At 40.7% G+C, this 18140-nt stretch carries 5 protein-coding genes and 1 riboswitch; all 5 genes read left to right on the top strand.

From position 1 onward, the window contains the following. Positions 1 to 62 precede the first annotated feature (62 nt). The 5 genes from MUA87_RS01275 (at position 63) to MUA87_RS01295 (ending at position 18051) form a co-directional block, all read left to right on the top strand. Complete coding sequence (locus MUA87_RS01275; protein WP_449452785.1) at positions 63 to 14207, top strand: hypothetical protein; 14145 nt, start codon at positions 63 to 65, stop codon at positions 14205 to 14207. Between the two features lie 183 nt (positions 14208 to 14390). Further along, a riboswitch (SAM riboswitch) is annotated at positions 14391 to 14502 on the top strand. Positions 14503 to 14619: 117 nt separating this feature from the next. Then, positions 14620 to 15636, top strand: a complete 1017-nt coding sequence (locus MUA87_RS01280; protein WP_002480034.1) for a methionine ABC transporter ATP-binding protein — start codon at positions 14620 to 14622, stop codon at positions 15634 to 15636. Between the two features lies 1 nt (position 15637). Next, positions 15638 to 16297 carry a methionine ABC transporter permease gene (locus MUA87_RS01285; protein ID WP_002480033.1) on the top strand — a complete coding sequence of 220 codons (660 nt, stop codon included), beginning with the start codon at positions 15638 to 15640 and terminating at the stop codon, positions 16295 to 16297. A 23-nt stretch (positions 16298 to 16320) separates the two neighbouring features. Continuing rightward, a complete protein-coding gene (gmpC, locus tag MUA87_RS01290) occupies positions 16321 to 17163 on the top strand; it encodes a dipeptide ABC transporter glycylmethionine-binding lipoprotein (protein ID WP_002480032.1) in 843 nt (280 codons plus the stop codon). 177 nt (positions 17164 to 17340) lie between these two features. Continuing rightward, complete coding sequence (locus MUA87_RS01295) at positions 17341 to 18051, top strand: alpha/beta hydrolase family protein (RefSeq protein WP_023015621.1); 711 nt, start codon at positions 17341 to 17343, stop codon at positions 18049 to 18051. The last annotated feature ends 89 nt before the right edge of the window (positions 18052 to 18140 follow it).

The following is an 18140-nucleotide window of genomic DNA, read 5'->3' on the forward strand; positions in this document are numbered from 1 at the left end:
GAGAGCAAGTTACACTCAAAAGAGGGATCAAAGGGGTAGAAGAAAAGACTCAAACAACTTGGATGTATAAAAATATTGAATTAGGTACTAATATCACAGGTACTCGAGTTGCAACTCCGCCTGTTGATGAAATAGTCGGATTAGGGGTTTTCGATCCGAATGCAAATCAAAATGCAACGGTTTTACCACCAATTTTAGATCCTAAATTGTCAGGTACAAATCAAGTAACAGGTGAAACTACACCAAATGCTAATGTAACTATTACAGTTGGTTTGACTCAATATCAAACAACTGCTGATGGCAACGGTAAGTTTACACAAACATTAAATGTACCGTTAAAAGAGGGAGAAGTTATTTCAGCGACTGCCACATTAAACGGTAAAACAAGTTTACCAGGTAAAACCATCGTTCCTAGAGATGGACGTACACCTGAACTTGCTTATTCTAGCTTGAAAACAGAACAAAATGGTCAACCAGGTACTTTAGTAACAATTACTAATAAAGCAACTGGTGAAAAACTTGGTGAATTCTTTGTTCCAGATGGTGCGAAAGGTGAAAAAGGCGACAAAGGTGACAAGGGGGACAAAGGAGCCAAAGGTGATAAAGGTCTTCAAGGTCTACCAGGATTAGATGGATTAGACGGTAGAGATGGTTTAGATGGTAGAAATGGTCAAGATGGAAAATCTGTATTTATTAGGACAGCAGTGCAAAATCCAAACGGGGATACAGTTATTACTTTTAGTGATGGAAGAGTAGTAACTATTCCAAAAGGTGATAAAGGTGAAAAAGGTGATCCAGGCACTAGTATAACTATAGACAAAATTAATACATTACCAGATGGTACTAAAGAAGTCATTTTCAGCGATGGAAAATCTATTATTCTTCCAAAAGGTGATAAGGGAGATAAAGGCGATAAAGGTGATTCATTAAGAGTAAATAGTTATACAATAACTCCTGAAGGAACCATTGTTAAGTTTAGTGATGGATTTGAAGCACTAATTCCATCTGGGCCAAAAGGTGATACGGGTGCCACAGGTGCAACTGGAGCAACAGGTGCGAAAGGTGAAGATGGCAAATCTATCACAATCACATCAACAGAACCGCAAGCGAACGGTGATATCAAAGTCAACTTCAGTGACGGTAAATCCATCGTAGTACCAAAAGGTGCAAAAGGCGATAAAGGAGAAGATGCTGCACCGTTAACAGTTGTTAACGAAACAAAAGACGCAAACGGTAACACAGTGGTGCATTTCAGTGATGGCAAAACCGCTACAATCTCTAAAGGCGATACTGGCGCAACAGGTGCTGCAGGTAAAGACGCCGCACCATTAACAGTGACTGGCGAAGCTAAAGATGGCCAAGGCAATACTGTTGTTAGCTTCAGTGATGGATCACATGTAACCATTTCTAAAGGAGATAAAGGTGACACTGGAGCCCAAGGAGCTAAGGGAGACAAAGGTGATACAGGAGCAACAGGTGCAACCGGAGCACAGGGTGCGAAAGGTGAAGATGGTAAATCAATCACAATCACATCAACAGAACCACAAGCGAATGGTGATATCAAAGTCAACTTTAGCGATGGAAAATCCATCGTAGTACCAAAAGGTGCTAAGGGAGATAAAGGTGAAGATGCTGCGCCGTTAACTGTTGTCAATGAAACAAAAGATGCTGCTGGTAACACAGTCGTACATTTCAGCGATGGTAAAACCGCTACAATTTCTAAAGGTGATACAGGTGCAACTGGTGCTGCAGGTAAAGACGCCGCACCATTAACAGTGACTGGTGAAACAAAAGATGTAGCTGGCAACACAGTAGTACACTTCAGTGACGGTTCACAAGCCACAATTTCTAAAGGTGACAAAGGTGATACGGGTGCCACAGGTGCAACCGGAGCACAGGGTGCGAAAGGTGAAGATGGTAAATCAATCACAATCACATCAACAGAACCACAAGCGAATGGTGATATCAAAGTCAACTTCAGTGACGGTAAATCCATCGTAGTACCAAAAGGTGCTAAGGGAGATAAAGGTAAAGATGCTGCACCGTTAACAGTTGTCAATGAAACAAAAGACGCTGCTGGTAACACAGTGGTCCACTTCAGCGACGGTAAAACAGCCACAATCTCTAAGGGAGATAAAGGTGATACGGGTGCACAAGGCGCGAAAGGTGAAACAGGCGCAACAGGAGCCGCAGGTAAAGACGCCGCACCATTGACAGTGACTGGTGAAACTAAAGATGGTCAAGGTAATACTGTCGTTAACTTTAGTGATGGATCACATGTAACGATTTCTAAAGGGGACAAAGGTGATACTGGAGCCCAAGGAGCTAAGGGTGACAAAGGTGATACAGGAGCAACAGGTGCAACTGGCGCACAAGGTGCGAAAGGTGAAGATGGCAAATCTATCACAATCACATCAACAGAACCACAAGCGAATGGTGATATCAAAGTCAACTTCAGTGACGGTAAATCCATCGTAGTACCAAAAGGTGCTAAGGGAGATAAAGGAGAAGATGCAGCGCCGTTAACTGTTGTCAATGAAACAAAAGACGCTGCTGGTAACACAGTGGTCCACTTCAGCGACGGTAAAACAGCAACAATCTCTAAAGGAGATAAAGGTGAAACAGGCGCAACAGGAGCCGCAGGTAAAGACGCCGCACCATTAACAGTGACTGGCGAAGCTAAAGATGGCCAAGGCAATACTGTTGTTAACTTCAGTGATGGATCACATGTAACGATTTCTAAAGGGGACAAAGGTGATACTGGAGCCCAAGGAGCTAAGGGTGACAAAGGTGAAACAGGCGCAACAGGAGCCGCAGGTAAAGATGCTGCACCATTGACAGTAACTTCATCTGAAAAAGATGGTCAAGGTAATACATTAGTTCACTTTAGTGATGGCTCTACAATTACTGTAGATAAAGGTGACCGTGGAGAAACAGGAGCTCAAGGTGCTAAAGGAGATCCGGGTAAAGACGGTACATCTATTGGAATTGATAAAATCGAAACATTAGCTGACGGTACAACAAAAGTAACCTTTACTGATGGAAAATCATTCGAACTTCCTAAAGGTCAAGACGGTACTTCAGTTACAATTACTGAAACTAAAACACTTCCTAATGGAAATAAAGAAGTAACATTCTCAGATGGTAAGAAACTTGAAATTCCTAAAGGCGATAAAGGGGACACAGGCGCAACAGGTGCCGCAGGTAAAGATGCCGCACCGTTAACAGTGACTGGTGAAATTAAAGATGCGCAAGGCAATACAATTGTGAACTTCAGTGATGGTTCTCACGCAACAATCTCTAAAGGGGACAAAGGTGATACTGGGGCACAAGGTGCAACTGGTGAAACAGGTGCTAAAGGCGAAAAAGGTGATTCAATTTCAATCACAAGTATCACACCACAAGCCAATGGTGATACAAAAGTAGTCTTCTCAGACGGTAAAGAATTAACAATTCCTAAGGGTGCGAAAGGTGACAAGGGTGATACAGGCGCAGCAGGTGCGGATGCTAAACCTCTTACAGTCACAGAAACAACAAAAGACCCTGAAGGTAATACAGTGATCCATTTCAGCGATGGTCAAACAGCAACTGTTTCTAAAGGAGATAAAGGTGACGTAGGTGCAGCTGGTAAAGACGCCGCACCATTAACAGTCACAAAAACTGATAAAGATGCAGCTGGAAATACTGTTGTACACTTTAGTGATGGTTCACAAGCCGTTATTTCTAAAGGAGACAAAGGTGATACGGGTGCACAAGGTGCGACTGGTGAAACAGGTGCTACTGGGGCTACTGGTAAGAAAGGTGAAAAAGGTGATTCAATTTCAATCACAAGTATCACACCACAAGCCAATGGTGATACAAAAGTAGTCTTCTCAGATGGTAAAGAATTAACAATTCCAAAAGGTGCGAAAGGTGACACAGGTGCAGCCGGCGCAGACGCTAAACCACTTACAGTAACTAGCACAACTAAAGATGCTGATGGTAATACAGTCATCCACTTCAGTGATGGTCAAACAGCGACTGTTTCTAAAGGGGACAAAGGTGAAACTGGTGCCACTGGTGAAAAAGGTGCAGATGGTACTTCAGTTACTATCACAAACACTGAAACAACACCAACTGGAGATACAAAAGTTACATTCAGTGATGGACATGTTATCACAATTCCAAAAGGTAAAGATGGTCAATCTGTAACTGTAGAAAGTTCTGCTCCGGATAAAGACGGCAACACAGTTGTACACTTTAGTGATGGCAGCAACGTTACTATCCCTAAAGGAGATAAAGGTGATGCAGGTGCAGCTGGTAAAGATGCAGCGCCATTAACAGTCACAAAAACTGATAAAGATGCAGCTGGCAATACAGTCGTTCACTTCAGTGACGGTTCACAAGCAGTCATCTCTAAAGGAGATAAAGGCGATACAGGTGCGACAGGCGCAACTGGTGCTACTGGTGAAAAAGGCGAATCTGTTTCAATTAAGAGTATCGAACCACAAGCGAACGGTGATACAAAAGTCATCTTCTCAGATGATAAAGAATTAACAATTCCTAAAGGTGCGAAAGGTGACACAGGTGCAGCTGGTAAAGACGCTGAACCACTTACAGTAACTAGCACAACTAAAGATCCTGAAGGCAACACAGTTATCCACTTCAGCGACGGCCAAACAGCAACTGTCTCTAAAGGGGATAAAGGTGAAACAGGCGCAGCTGGAGCGAATGGTAAAGACGCAGCACCATTAACAGTAACTGGCGAAACTAAAGATGCGGCTGGCAATACAGTCGTTCACTTTAGTGATAACTCAACAGCGACTATCTCTAAAGGAGATAAAGGCGATACAGGTGCGACAGGTGAAAAAGGTGAATCTGTTTCAATTAAGAGTATCGAACCACAAGCCAATGGCGATACAAAAGTAGTCTTCTCAGATGGCAAAGAATTAACAATTCCTAAAGGTGAAAAAGGCGATACAGGCGCAGCTGGCGCAGACGCTAAACCACTCACAGTTACAGAAACTACTAAAGATGAAGCGGGTAACACAGTTATTCACTTCAGTGATGGTCAAACAGCAACAGTCTCTAAAGGAGATAAAGGTGATACTGGTGCGAAAGGTGATACAGGTGCAGCTGGTAAAGATGGTACGTCTATCACAATCGCAAGTATCGAACCACAAGCAAACGGAGATACAAAAGTGACTTTCTCTGATGGTCAATCTATCACAGTGCCAAAAGGTAAAGATGGTACATCAGTGACAATCACAAAAACTGAAACATTACCAAATGGTAATAAACAAGTGACATTCTCAGACGGTAAAACACTTGAAATTCCTAAAGGAGATAAAGGTGATACTGGTGCGAAAGGTGATACAGGTGCAGCTGGTAAAGATGGTACGTCTATCACAATCGCAAGTATCGAACCACAAGCAAACGGAGATACAAAAGTGACTTTCTCTGATGGTCAATCTATCACAGTGCCAAAAGGTAAAGATGGTACATCAGTGACAATCACAAAAACTGAAACATTACCAAATGGTAATAAACAAGTGACATTCTCAGACGGTAAAACACTTGAAATTCCTAAAGGGGATAAAGGTGATACAGGTGCTTCAGGTGAAAAAGGCGCAGACGGTACTTCAGTGACTGTTCAAAGCTCTGAACAAACACCAGATGGCACAAAAGTTACATTTAGTGATGGTAAATCAATTACAGTTCCTAACGGTAAAGATGGCGCATCTATTACAGTAAAATCATCTGAACCAAATGCGGATGGTGATACAGTTGTAACATTCAGTGATGGTTCACAAGTTGTGGTTCCTAAAGGCGAGAAAGGCGACACAGGTGCTCAAGGTGAAGCTGGTAAAGATGGTGCTTCAATCACTATCACAGGTACAGAAACTACACCTGAAGGTAATACGAAAGTTAACTTCTCAGATGGTCACTCTATTACAATCAACAAAGGCGACAAAGGTGAAACTGGCGCAGCCGGTGTAGATGGTAAAGATGGTAAATCAATCACAATTACTTCAAGTAAAGTGCTTGATAATGGTGATAATGAAGTAACATTCTCAGATGGAACTAAGATTACAATCCCTAAAGGCGCGAAAGGTGATGCAGGTGACTCAATCACAGTTCAAGGCACAAAACCTTTAGAAAATGGCGATATCGAAGTAACATTCTCAGATGGCACAAAAGTGACTATTCCAAAAGGTGCTAAAGGGGACAAAGGTGAAACTGGTGCACAAGGTGAAAAAGGCGCAGATGCTGCACCGTTAACTGTTCAAAGTACTGAAAAAGATAAAGATGGCAACACAGTCATCCACTTCAGCGATGGCGGAACTGCGACAATCTCTAAAGGAGATAAAGGTGACGCTGGTGAAAAAGGTGCAGACGGTACTTCAGTAACTGTTGATCAAATCAATAAATTACCAAATGGTGATTCTGAAGTTGTCTTCAGCGATGGTAAAAAAGTAACAATCCCTAAAGGCGACAAAGGTGATGCCGGACAAGATGCTAAACCTCTTACAGTTACAGGTTCTGAAAAAGATGCGGATGGCAATACCGTGATTCGCTTCAGCGACGGTAGCACTGCCACTGTTTCTAAAGGCGACAAAGGTGACACAGGCGCAGCGGGTGCTGACGGAAAAGATGGTACATCTATCACAATCACAAGTGTGACACCACAAGAAAACGGCGATACAAAAGTTGTCTTCTCTGATGGCAAAGAAGTAACAATTCCTAAAGGTGCCAAAGGTGATACAGGTGCAGCTGGTAAAGATGCAGCACCATTAACAGTCACTGAAACAACAAAAGATGATGTTGGTAATACAGTCGTTCACTTCAGTGATGGTTCACAAGCTGTCATTTCTAAAGGGGATAAAGGTGATACTGGCGCAACCGGCGCAAACGGTAAAGATGGTCAATCTATTACAGTTCAAAACGTTGCTCCAGATAAAGATGGCAATACAGAAGTCACATTCTCAGACGGATCTAAAGTTGTCATTCCGAAAGCTAAAGACGGCGTAGATGGTAAAGACGGTAAAGCAATCACAATTACCGCTACTGAAACAACACCAGAAGGTAATTCGAAAGTGACATTCTCTGATGGTACATCTATCACGATTGCGAAAGGTGAAAAAGGCGACAAAGGTGAAGCTGGTAAAGACGCAGCCCCACTTACAGTCACTGGTACATCTCAAGATCCTGACGGTAATACAATCTTAGACTTCAGCGATGGTTCACATGCGACAATTCCAAAAGCCAAAGATGGTGTGAATGGTAAAGATGGTCAATCAATCACAATCACTGAAACAGCTGTTCAACCAGATGGTTCAACAAAACTTACATTCAGTGATGGTCATGATGTCATCATTCCTAAAGGTGAAAAAGGAGATAAAGGTGACCCAGGTACTTCAATCACAATTACAAGTACTGAAACAACACCAGAAGGCGCTACAAAAGTTACATTCTCTGACGGTAAAGTCATCACAATTCCTAAAGGTGCTGATGGTCAATCTGTAACGGTAGATAGTTCAAAACCTGATGCAGATGGCAACACAGTTGTGACATTCTCAGATGGTAAAACAGTCACAATTCCAAAAGGAGATAAAGGTGATACAGGTGCAGCTGGTAAAGACGCGGCTCCATTAACAATCACAGGTTCAACACAAACACCAGAAGGCAATACTGAAGTGACATTCAGCGACGGTTCTAAAGTTGTCATCCCGAAAGCAAAAGACGGCGTGGATGGTAAAGATGGTCAATCAATTACAGTCACTGGTAGCGAAGTTCAACCTGACGGTTCTACAAAAGTCACATTCAGTGATGGACGTGAAATTGTGATTCCTAAAGGAGAAAAAGGCGACAAAGGTGATGCAGGTCAAGATGGTAAATCTATTACTGTAGAAAACTCTGCTCCTGATGCAGATGGTAATACAGTGGTTAACTTCTCAGACGGATCTAAAGTCGTGATTCCGAAAGCTAAAGACGGCGTGGATGGTAAAGACGGAAAATCTATTACAGTCCAAAGCACTGAAAAAACACCAGAGGGCGATACGAAAGTCACATTCTCAGATGGTACTACAGTCACAATCGCAAAAGGTGAAAAAGGTGACACAGGTGCAGCTGGTGTTGATGGACAAAATGGTAAAGACGGTCAATCTATTACTGTACAAAGTGTTCAACCTGATAAAGATGGCAATACAGAAGTGACCTTCTCAGACGGATCTAAAGTTGTCATTCCGAAAGCGAAAGATGGCGTAAATGGTACGGATGGTAAATCAGTTACAGTTACAGGAACTGCTGTTCAACCAGACGGATCAACGAAAGTGACATTCAGTGATGGCCATGAAGTCATTATTCCTAAAGGAGAAAAAGGCGATAAAGGTGACGCTGGACAAAATGGTGCAGATGGTCAATCAATCACAGTCGCTAAAGTAGAACCGCAACCAGATGGTTCAACTAAAGTAATATTTAGTGACGGTAAAGAAGTTACTATTCCTAAAGGAGAAAAAGGAGATGCTGGGGCTCAAGGTGAAGCAGGTAAAGATGCAACACCATTAACAGTTACAGGATCTACACAAACTCCAGATGGTAACACTGAAGTGACATTCTCAGACGGCACTAAAGTTGTGATTCCTAAAGGTGCGAAAGGTGATAAAGGCGATACTGGTGAAACAGGTGCCGCAGGTCAATCAATTACAGTTCAAGGCACTGAAAAAACACCAGAAGGCGATACAAAAGTAACATTCTCAGATGGTACTACAGTCACAATCGCAAAAGGTGAAAAAGGTGACACAGGTGCACAAGGCGCCGCAGGACAAGATGGTAAAGATGGCCAATCAATTACAGTCGCAAAAGTAGAACCACAAGAAAATGGTGATACAAAAGTTACATTTAGTGATGGTAAAGAAGTTACTATTCCTAAAGGTGAAAAAGGCGATAAAGGTGATACTGGTGCGAATGGTACAGATGGAACATCCGTGACAGTTAAATCTTCTGAAGTTCAACCAGATGGCAGCACGAAAGTTGTCTTCTCAGATGGCCATGAAGTAACAATCCCTAAAGCACAAGACGGTAAATCAATTACAGTTGATAAAACTGTCCCTGATGCTGAAGGTAATATTGTTGTGACATTCTCAGATGGTTCATCAGTCACAATTCCAAAAGGTGCGAAAGGTGATACTGGTGCACAAGGTGAAGCAGGTAAAGATGCGACACCATTAACAGTTACAGGTTCAACGCAAACACCTGATGGCAATACTGAAGTGACATTCAGTGACGGATCTAAAGTCGTTATTCCAAAAGCGAAAGATGGCGCAGACGGTAAGTCTATTACGGTTCAAGGCACTGAAAAAACACCAGAAGGCGATATTAAAGTAACGTTCTCAGATGGTACTTCAATCACAATCGCAAAAGGCGATAAAGGTGACGCAGGTGCACAAGGTGAAGCAGGTCAAAACGGTGCGGACGGTAAATCAATTACGGTTCAAAGTGTTCAACCTGATAAAGATGGCAACACAGAAATCACATTCAATGATGGATCTAAAGTTGTTATTCCAAAAGCGAAAGACGGCGCAGACGGTAAGTCAATCACTATTACTGAAACAGCTGTTCAACCAGATGGTTCAACAAAAGTAACATTCAGCGATGGTCACGAAGTTGTTATCCCTAAAGGAGAAAAAGGCGATGCTGGACAAAATGGTGCAGACGGTAAATCAGTCACAGTCGCAAAAGTAGAGCCACAACCAAATGGCGACACAAAAGTCACATTTAGTGATGGTAAAGAACTTACTATTCCTAAAGGAGAAAAAGGCGACAAGGGTGATACTGGTGCGAATGGTGCAGACGGTCAATCCGTGACAGTTCAATCTTCTGAAGTCCAACCAGATGGCAGCACGAAAGTAGTCTTCTCAGACGGACATGAAGTGACTATTCCAAAAGCACAAGATGGTAAATCAATTACAGTTGAAAAAACTGAACCAGATGCGGATGGTAATACAGTTGTGACATTTAGTGATGGCTCAACAGTCACAATACCTAAAGGTGCGAAAGGTGATACTGGAGCACAAGGTGAAGCAGGTCAAAATGGTGTAGACGGCAAATCAATCACAATTACTGAAACAGCTATTCAACCAGACGGATCAACAAAAGTGACATTCAGCGATGGTCACGAAGTTGTTATCCCTAAAGGCGAAAAAGGCGATGCTGGACAAAATGGTGCAGACGGTCAATCAGTTACAGTCGCAAAAGTAGAGCCACAACCAAATGGTGATACGAAAGTCACATTTAGTGATGGTAAAGAACTTACTATTCCTAAAGGAGAAAAAGGTGACGCAGGTGCGAATGGTCAATCTGTAACTGTTCAATCAACAGCTCCAGATGCGGATGGTAACACAGTTATCACATTCAGCGATGGTACTAAAGTTGTTGTTCCTAAAGGTGCGAAAGGTGATAAAGGTGACACTGGAGAAGCGGGTCAAAACGGCTTAAATGGTCAATCTATCACAGTTCAAGGCACAGAAAAAACACCAGAAGGCGATACAAAAGTCACATTCTCTGATGGCACTACAGTCACAATCGCAAAAGGCGATAAAGGAGATAAAGGTGATTCAGTCACAGTCGCGAAAGTAGAACCACAACCAAATGGTGATACAAAAGTTACATTCTCTGACGGTAAAGAAGTTACAATTCCTAAAGGCGAAAAAGGCGACAAAGGTGATACTGGAGCACAAGGTGAAGCGGGTCAAAATGGCACAGATGCGAAACCATTAACAATCACAGGCTCTACACAAACACCTGATGGTAATACTGAAGTGACATTCAGCGATGGTACAAAAGTCACAATTCCAAAAGCACAAGATGGTAAATCAATTACAGTTGAAAAAACTGAACCAGACGCTGATGGCAATACAGTTGTGACATTCTCTGATGGCAGCACAATCACTATTCCAAAAGGAACAAAAGGTGATAAAGGCGATACTGGAGAAACAGGTGCTGCAGGTCAATCAGTTACAGTTGCGAAAGTAGAACCGCAACCAAACGGCGATACAAAAGTAACGTTCTCAGATGGTAAAGAAGTTGTGATTCCTAAAGGAGAAAAAGGCGACAAAGGTGATACTGGTGCACAAGGTGAAGCTGGACAAAATGGTGCGGACGGTAAATCAATTACTGTTCAAAGTACAACGCCTGACGCTGACGGTAATACAGTAGTGACTTTCTCTGACGGTTCAAAAGTTGTACTTCCAAAAGCCAAAGACGGTAAAGATGGTACATCAGTTACAGTTCAAAGCACAGAAACAACACCAGAAGGTAATACGAAAGTCACATTCTCTGATGGACATGAAATCACAATCGCAAAAGGCGATAAAGGTGCTAAAGGCGATTCAGTTACAGTTGCGAAAGTAGAACCGCAACCAAATGGTGATACAAAAGTTACATTCTCTGACGGTAAAGAAATTGTCATTCCTAAAGGAGAAAAAGGTGACCCAGGTAAAGACGGTGTAGATGGTAAAGATGCAGCACCATTAACAGTTACAAGCACTGAAAAAGATGCGGACGGCAACACTGTTATTCACTTCAGTGATGGTGGTACAGCAGTTATCTCTAAAGGCGATAAAGGTGCAGATGGTCAATCTATTACAGTTCAAAACGTTGTGCCAGATAAAGATGGTAATACAGAAGTAACGTTCTCAGATGGCTCTAAAGTGACAATTCCTAAAGCGAAAGATGGCGTAGATGGTAAGTCAGTTACTATTACTGGTAACGAAACATTACCAAGCGGTGATATCAAAGTTACATTCAGTGATGGACATGAAATCATCATTCCTAAAGGCGCTAAAGGAGATGCAGGCGCATCAGTTACTGTAGTTAAAACAACGAAAGATCCAGATGGCAACACTGTAGTTAACTTCAGTGATGGCAGCAGCGTCACAATCCCTAAAGGAGATAAAGGCGACAAAGGTGCAGACGGTACATCAGTGACTATTACAGGCACAGAAGTACAACCTGACGGTTCAACTAAAGTAACGTTCTCAGATGGTCGTGAAATCAACATTCCTAAAGGATTAGACGGTAAATCTGTCACAATTACTAAAGCTGAACCAGATGCTGATGGCAACACAGTGATTGACTTCAGTGATGGTTCGAAAGTTACTGTGCCGAAAGGTAAAGATGGTGTAGACGGTAAATCAATTACTATCACAAATACTGAAAACTTACCTAATGGCGATGTTAAAGTGACATTCAGCGATGGACACGAAGTTGTAATACCTAAAGGTGCTAAAGGTGAAGATGGACAATCTATCACAATTACTTCTTCTACAGTTCAACCAGATGGTAATACGAAAGTAGTCTTCAGCGATGGACATGAAATTGTCGTTCCAAAAGGCCAAGATGGTAAATCAATCTCTATTACTTCAACAACGAAAGATCCTAATGGAAATACAGTTGTAGAATTTAGCGATGGTACTTCAGTTACAATCTCAAAAGGAGATAAAGGTGACCAAGGTTTACCTGGTAAAGACGGTGCAGACGGAAAATCAGTTACAGTAACAGGTCAAACAATCGACCCTGATGGCAATACAAAAGTAACATTCAGTGACGGCAACACAATCACAGTACCGAAAGGCAAAGACGGCACTTCAGTTACAGTTAAAGGTACAAGCCAAGATCCAAATGGTAATACAGTAATCGAATTCAGTGATGGCTCTAAAGTAACTGTTCAACGCGGTAAAGATGGCCGTGATGGAAAAGACGGTAAATCAATCACAGTGACAGGTCAAACAATCGATCCGAACGGCAACACAGTAGTGACATTCAGTGACGGTAATTCAATTACAGTACCAAAAGGCAAAGACGGCATTTCAGTTACAGTCAAAGATTCACATCCAGATGCAGATGGTAATACAGTAATCGAATTCAGTGATGGCTCTAAAGTAACTGTTCAACGCGGTAAAGATGGCCGTGATGGAAAAGACGGTAAATCAATCACAGTAACGGGTCAAACAATCGATCCGAATGGCAACACAGTAGTGACATTCAGCGATGGTAATTCAATTACAGTACCGAAAGGCAAAGACGGCATTTCAGTTACAGTCAAAGGTACAAGCCAAGATCCAAACGGTAATACAGTAATTGAATTCAGTGATGGCTCTAAAGTAACTGTTCAACGCGGTAAAGATGGCCGTGACGGAAAAGACGGTAAATCAATCACGGTGACAGGCCAAACAATCGATCCGAATGGTAATACAGTAGTGACATTCAGTGATGGCAACTCAATTACAGTACCGAAAGGCAAAGACGGCATTTCAGTTACAGTCAAAGGTACAAGCCAAGATCCAAATGGTAATACAGTGATTGAATTTAGTGATGGATCAAGAATCACTATTCAAAAAGGAAATGATGGTAGAGACGGTCGAGATGGACGTGACGGCAGAGATGGTCGCGATGGCAGAGATGCTCAAACAACACAACCGATATATATCATCAATAACTACATTGATAATGATAATACGAATGTGATTATCTTTAGCGATGGTCAACGTGTTGATATTCCTTGTGATGCGAACGGTAACGCGGTTGTGATTATTGGATATAATCATGATGTGAAAGGCAATGTAATATTACAATGTGCAGATAATACAAGAATTATCGTACCTTGCAGAAAACCAGACACACCAAAAGTGACAATTCCAATGATTCCATTGGTTCCAGCACAACACAATACTGTGACACCACCAGTACCGACACCAGTGCCAACACCGACACCGGTACCAGTACCAAATACGGTACCAGTACCGAATACAGTACCAGTACCGAATACAGTACCGGTGCCAAATACAGTACCAGTACCAAATACAGTACCAGTACCGAATACGGTACCAGTACCAAATACAGTACCAGTACCAAATACAACACCAGATACAGTTACACCAAGTGGAAACAATGGTACACCAACATCGGATACTCATGGTTATACTGGATTCATTAATGTAAATAATGATCATGGTCATAAATTCGTAGGTAAACAAACTACGCATAAAGTGGTTTATCATAATGTAGAACAACCACAACCAAAAGTAACAACAAAACCTAAACAAACAGCTAAAGCTTTACCTGAAACAGGTTCAGGCGATACAGCAGCATTAGTTTATGGTGCAATTATGGCTGGTTTAGGTGCAACAACAGTACTTGGATCAAGACGTCGTAAAGAAGAAGAATAAGATTAAGTTCTAAGTATGTAAGAACCGGGCTTCGGCCTGGTTCTTTTTATTGCGAGTAATGTAATCGCTTTCTTATTTTAGATTTTTTGAATTGAATAAATTTATCTAAATTTCTGAAAAATAATGTTGACTTTTTCTGTCAGACTTTGTAATATATGGAATATAAATGAATTGAATAAAACTATCTTATCCAGAGAGGCGGAGGGACAGGCCCTGCGAAGCCTCGGCAACAGGATTAATTATGAAGATTAATTACTGTGCCAATTCCTACAGTAGAACACTGTGAAGATGAGACGAGCCGATATATGTATCCCGAGGACTTGTTTCATTAGTCCTCGGGAGTTTCTTTTTATAGAGTTATCTCAAAATAGTTAACATTCATTTATTTCAAATTATTAAGGGGGATTTACCTATGATTGAGTTCAAGGATGTCAATAAAACATTCCGTAAACGCTCAACGGAAATTCAGGCTTTGAAAGATGTCAGCTTTACTGTAGAACGCCAAGAAATATTCGGTGTCATCGGGTATAGCGGTGCTGGTAAAAGTACGTTAATCCGATTAGTCAATAAGCTTGAAAATGTGACATCAGGAAACATTATTGTGGATGGTCATGACATCAATCAATACAGCAAAAAAGAATTGCGTAAAGTGAAGAAAAATATAGGCATGATTTTCCAGCATTTCAATTTATTAAATTCTAAGACAGTATTCAATAATGTTGCGATGCCGCTCATCCTTGAAGGCAAGGAAAAGTCATACATAAAAGAGAAAGTTGACGAAATGCTTGAGTTCGTAGGTCTAGGAGATAAAGGTTCACAGTATCCTAATGAGTTATCGGGTGGTCAAAAACAAAGAGTTGCGATTGCGAGAGCTTTGGTTACTGATCCTAAAATCTTGTTATGTGATGAAGCAACAAGTGCTTTAGACCCAGCAACAACAGATTCAATCTTGCGATTGTTGAAGAAGGTCAATCGAACATTTGACGTTACCATTTTATTGATTACCCATGAAATGGGCGTGATTCAACAAATCTGCGATAAAGTTGCGGTTATGGAGCAAGGCAGTGTCATCGAAATCGGCAGTGTATTAGAGGTGTTCAGTCATCCTAAGACGAAAACTGCGAAAAGCTTCGTTTCTACAGTTATCAGTACAGATATTAGTGATAAGATGATTCATCAATTACCAACTGACGCAGATTATGTGGACGTCAAAGTTTATCTAGAAGGTTCACAAATTGGATTGTCAGTGATTCAAACATTAATTAAAGACTTCAATTTAGATGTGAATGTTATTTATGCATCGATGTCAGATATTCAAGATACTTCAGTCGGTTATTTAACACTTCGTATCAAAGGATCAAATGAAAGTAAGCAACGTGCATTTGATTATATGAAACAAAGTCATATTGAATTTGAGGAGGTCGTATAACATGCTTGGATCTACATTAGATTCGTCTCAATTAATGGAGGCGTTATATCAAACGTTATTGATGGTCTCTATTTCATTAGTAATCGGTTCTTTAATCGGTATTCCGCTTGGTGTACTACTTGTAGTCACTAAGAAAGATGGTATATGGGAAAATGTGGTGATTTATCATATTCTCAACCCTGTCATCAACGTATTGCGTTCGGTACCCTTCATTATTTTATTAATTGCGATTGTGCCATTCACAAAATTAGTGGTAGGTACATCAATTGGGACAGCCGCTGCAATCGTACCGTTAACAGTTTATGTCGCACCTTATATTGCGAGATTGGTTGAAAACTCATTATTAGAAGTGAATTCAGGTGTGATTGAAGCAGCAAATGCGATGGGTGCATCACCGCTTCAAATCATCCGTTACTTCTTATTACCTGAAGCATTAGGTTCATTGATTTTAGCATTAACAACAGCAATTATCGGTTTAATCGGAGCAACTGCCATGGCCGGCGCTGTCGGCGGAGGCGGTATTGGTGACCTGGCACTTGCTTATGGTTATCAACGTTTCGACACAATCGTCATTGTGATTACAGTAGTCATTTTAGTTATTATGGTTCAGCTGATTCAATCTTTAGGGAATGTCTTGGCTAAGAAAATTCGTAGAAATTAAACAAGTAAAGGGGAAGTCATTGAATGAAGAAATTATTAGTATTAGCAATCGCATTTGTGGTTCTTTTAGCTGCATGCGGTAAGAAAGATGATAGTAAAACAGTTACAGTCGGTGTAGCATCTAACGAAACAAAAGTATGGGATAAAGTTGCAGAACTTGCGAAAAAAGATGGTATTACAGTGAAAGTTAAACAATTCTCTGATTACAATGTACCAAACAAGGCGCTAAACGATGGGGATATCGAAATGAACGCATTCCAACACTTTGCATTCTTAGATCAATATGAAAAAGCGAATAAAGGTACAAAAATCACACCGATTCGTACGACAGTATTTGCGCCATTAGGTATCTATTCTAAAAAGATTAAAGACATTAAAGACTTAAAAGACGGTGCGAAAGTTATCATTCCAAACGATGTTTCTAACCAAGCACGTGCATTAAAATTATTAGAAAAAGCAGGTTACATCAAACTTTCTAAAGACTTCGGTTTAAAAGGCGGCATTAAAGATATCGAAGAAAACAAAAAGAATTTAGATATCAAAGCAGTAGATGCACAACAAACAGCACGTGCATTAGATGATGTAGATATTTCAGTTATCAACAACGGCGTAGCAACTAAAGCAGGTTTAGATGCGAAGAAAGATCCAATCTACTTAGAAAAAGATGATACAAAAGCATCACAACCATACATCAACATTATCGCAGTAAACTCTAAAGACAAAGACGATAAAACATTGAAAAAAGTTGCGGCACTTTATCATTCTAAAGAAGCTCAAAAAGCTTTAAAAGAAGAAGTTAAAGATGGCGAAATCGTGGTTGATTTAAAACAAGATGAAATCAAAAAAATTCAAGACAGCTTAAAATAATAACACAACTATCATTTAAATGGCCGGCAAATCTTCTAGGTTTGTCGGCTAATTTTATGTGACGAATGCAGATTTCATCAACTTGTATGTATTATCAGTCCGGCAAAGTGTGGGTGCTGACAAAAGGGGGTAAAGAGTTAGTGCTAGAAAATCACATTCACTTAGGAGTGATTATCGATGGAAGTATTATATTATGGAGACCATGAAGAACAATTAATTGATGTTTATGCATCAAATGATAAAAATGGAGAACATGCTGATAAATGGATTGTGTTAGTTCATGGTGGTTATTGGCGCCAAAAATTTGATCGTTCTTTAAATGATAAAATGATTGAAGTTTTAACAAATAAAGGCTACAATGTCGCAAATGTTGAATATCGTCGTGGAGAACATAAATGGCCTATACCAGAAGAGGACGTTAAAAAAGCAGTTCAAACATTTAGAAATTCTGAATTTGTAGGTGAAGGTCAATCATTGATTCTTATAGGACATTCAGTGGGTGGACAACTCGTATTGAATAATGAAGATGAAGCGGATAGAATTGTCGCATTATCACCTGTCACTGATGTACCGTATACAAAAGCGAAGGAATTAGGACGAAACGCAGCAGAAGAATATTTTGGTGATGTTTCAGAAGATATATTATATGCGGCATCACCCATTTCACGTTTGCCATTGAATACTAAAACATTAATCATTCATGGTTTTGATGATACACAAGTAGAGATTGATACAACGATTGATTATGTGACAAAAAATACTGAAAACACGATTGATTTATATGCATTTTCAAGTTTAGCTCATATGGATAACATTGAACCTGAAGGCAGACACTTTGACTTGATGTTAGAATGGGTTGATCAAGAACAAGAAAATGAAGAGAATTAAATAACTCTAAGGAAACTATAATAGTAAAACACATTGGGAATGGAGCAATCCATTCCTTTTTTATATTGTAACGTTATTTGTATGTCTAA

Source organism: Staphylococcus simulans (assembly GCF_025561465.1).
Taxonomy (GTDB): domain Bacteria; phylum Bacillota; class Bacilli; order Staphylococcales; family Staphylococcaceae; genus Staphylococcus; species Staphylococcus simulans.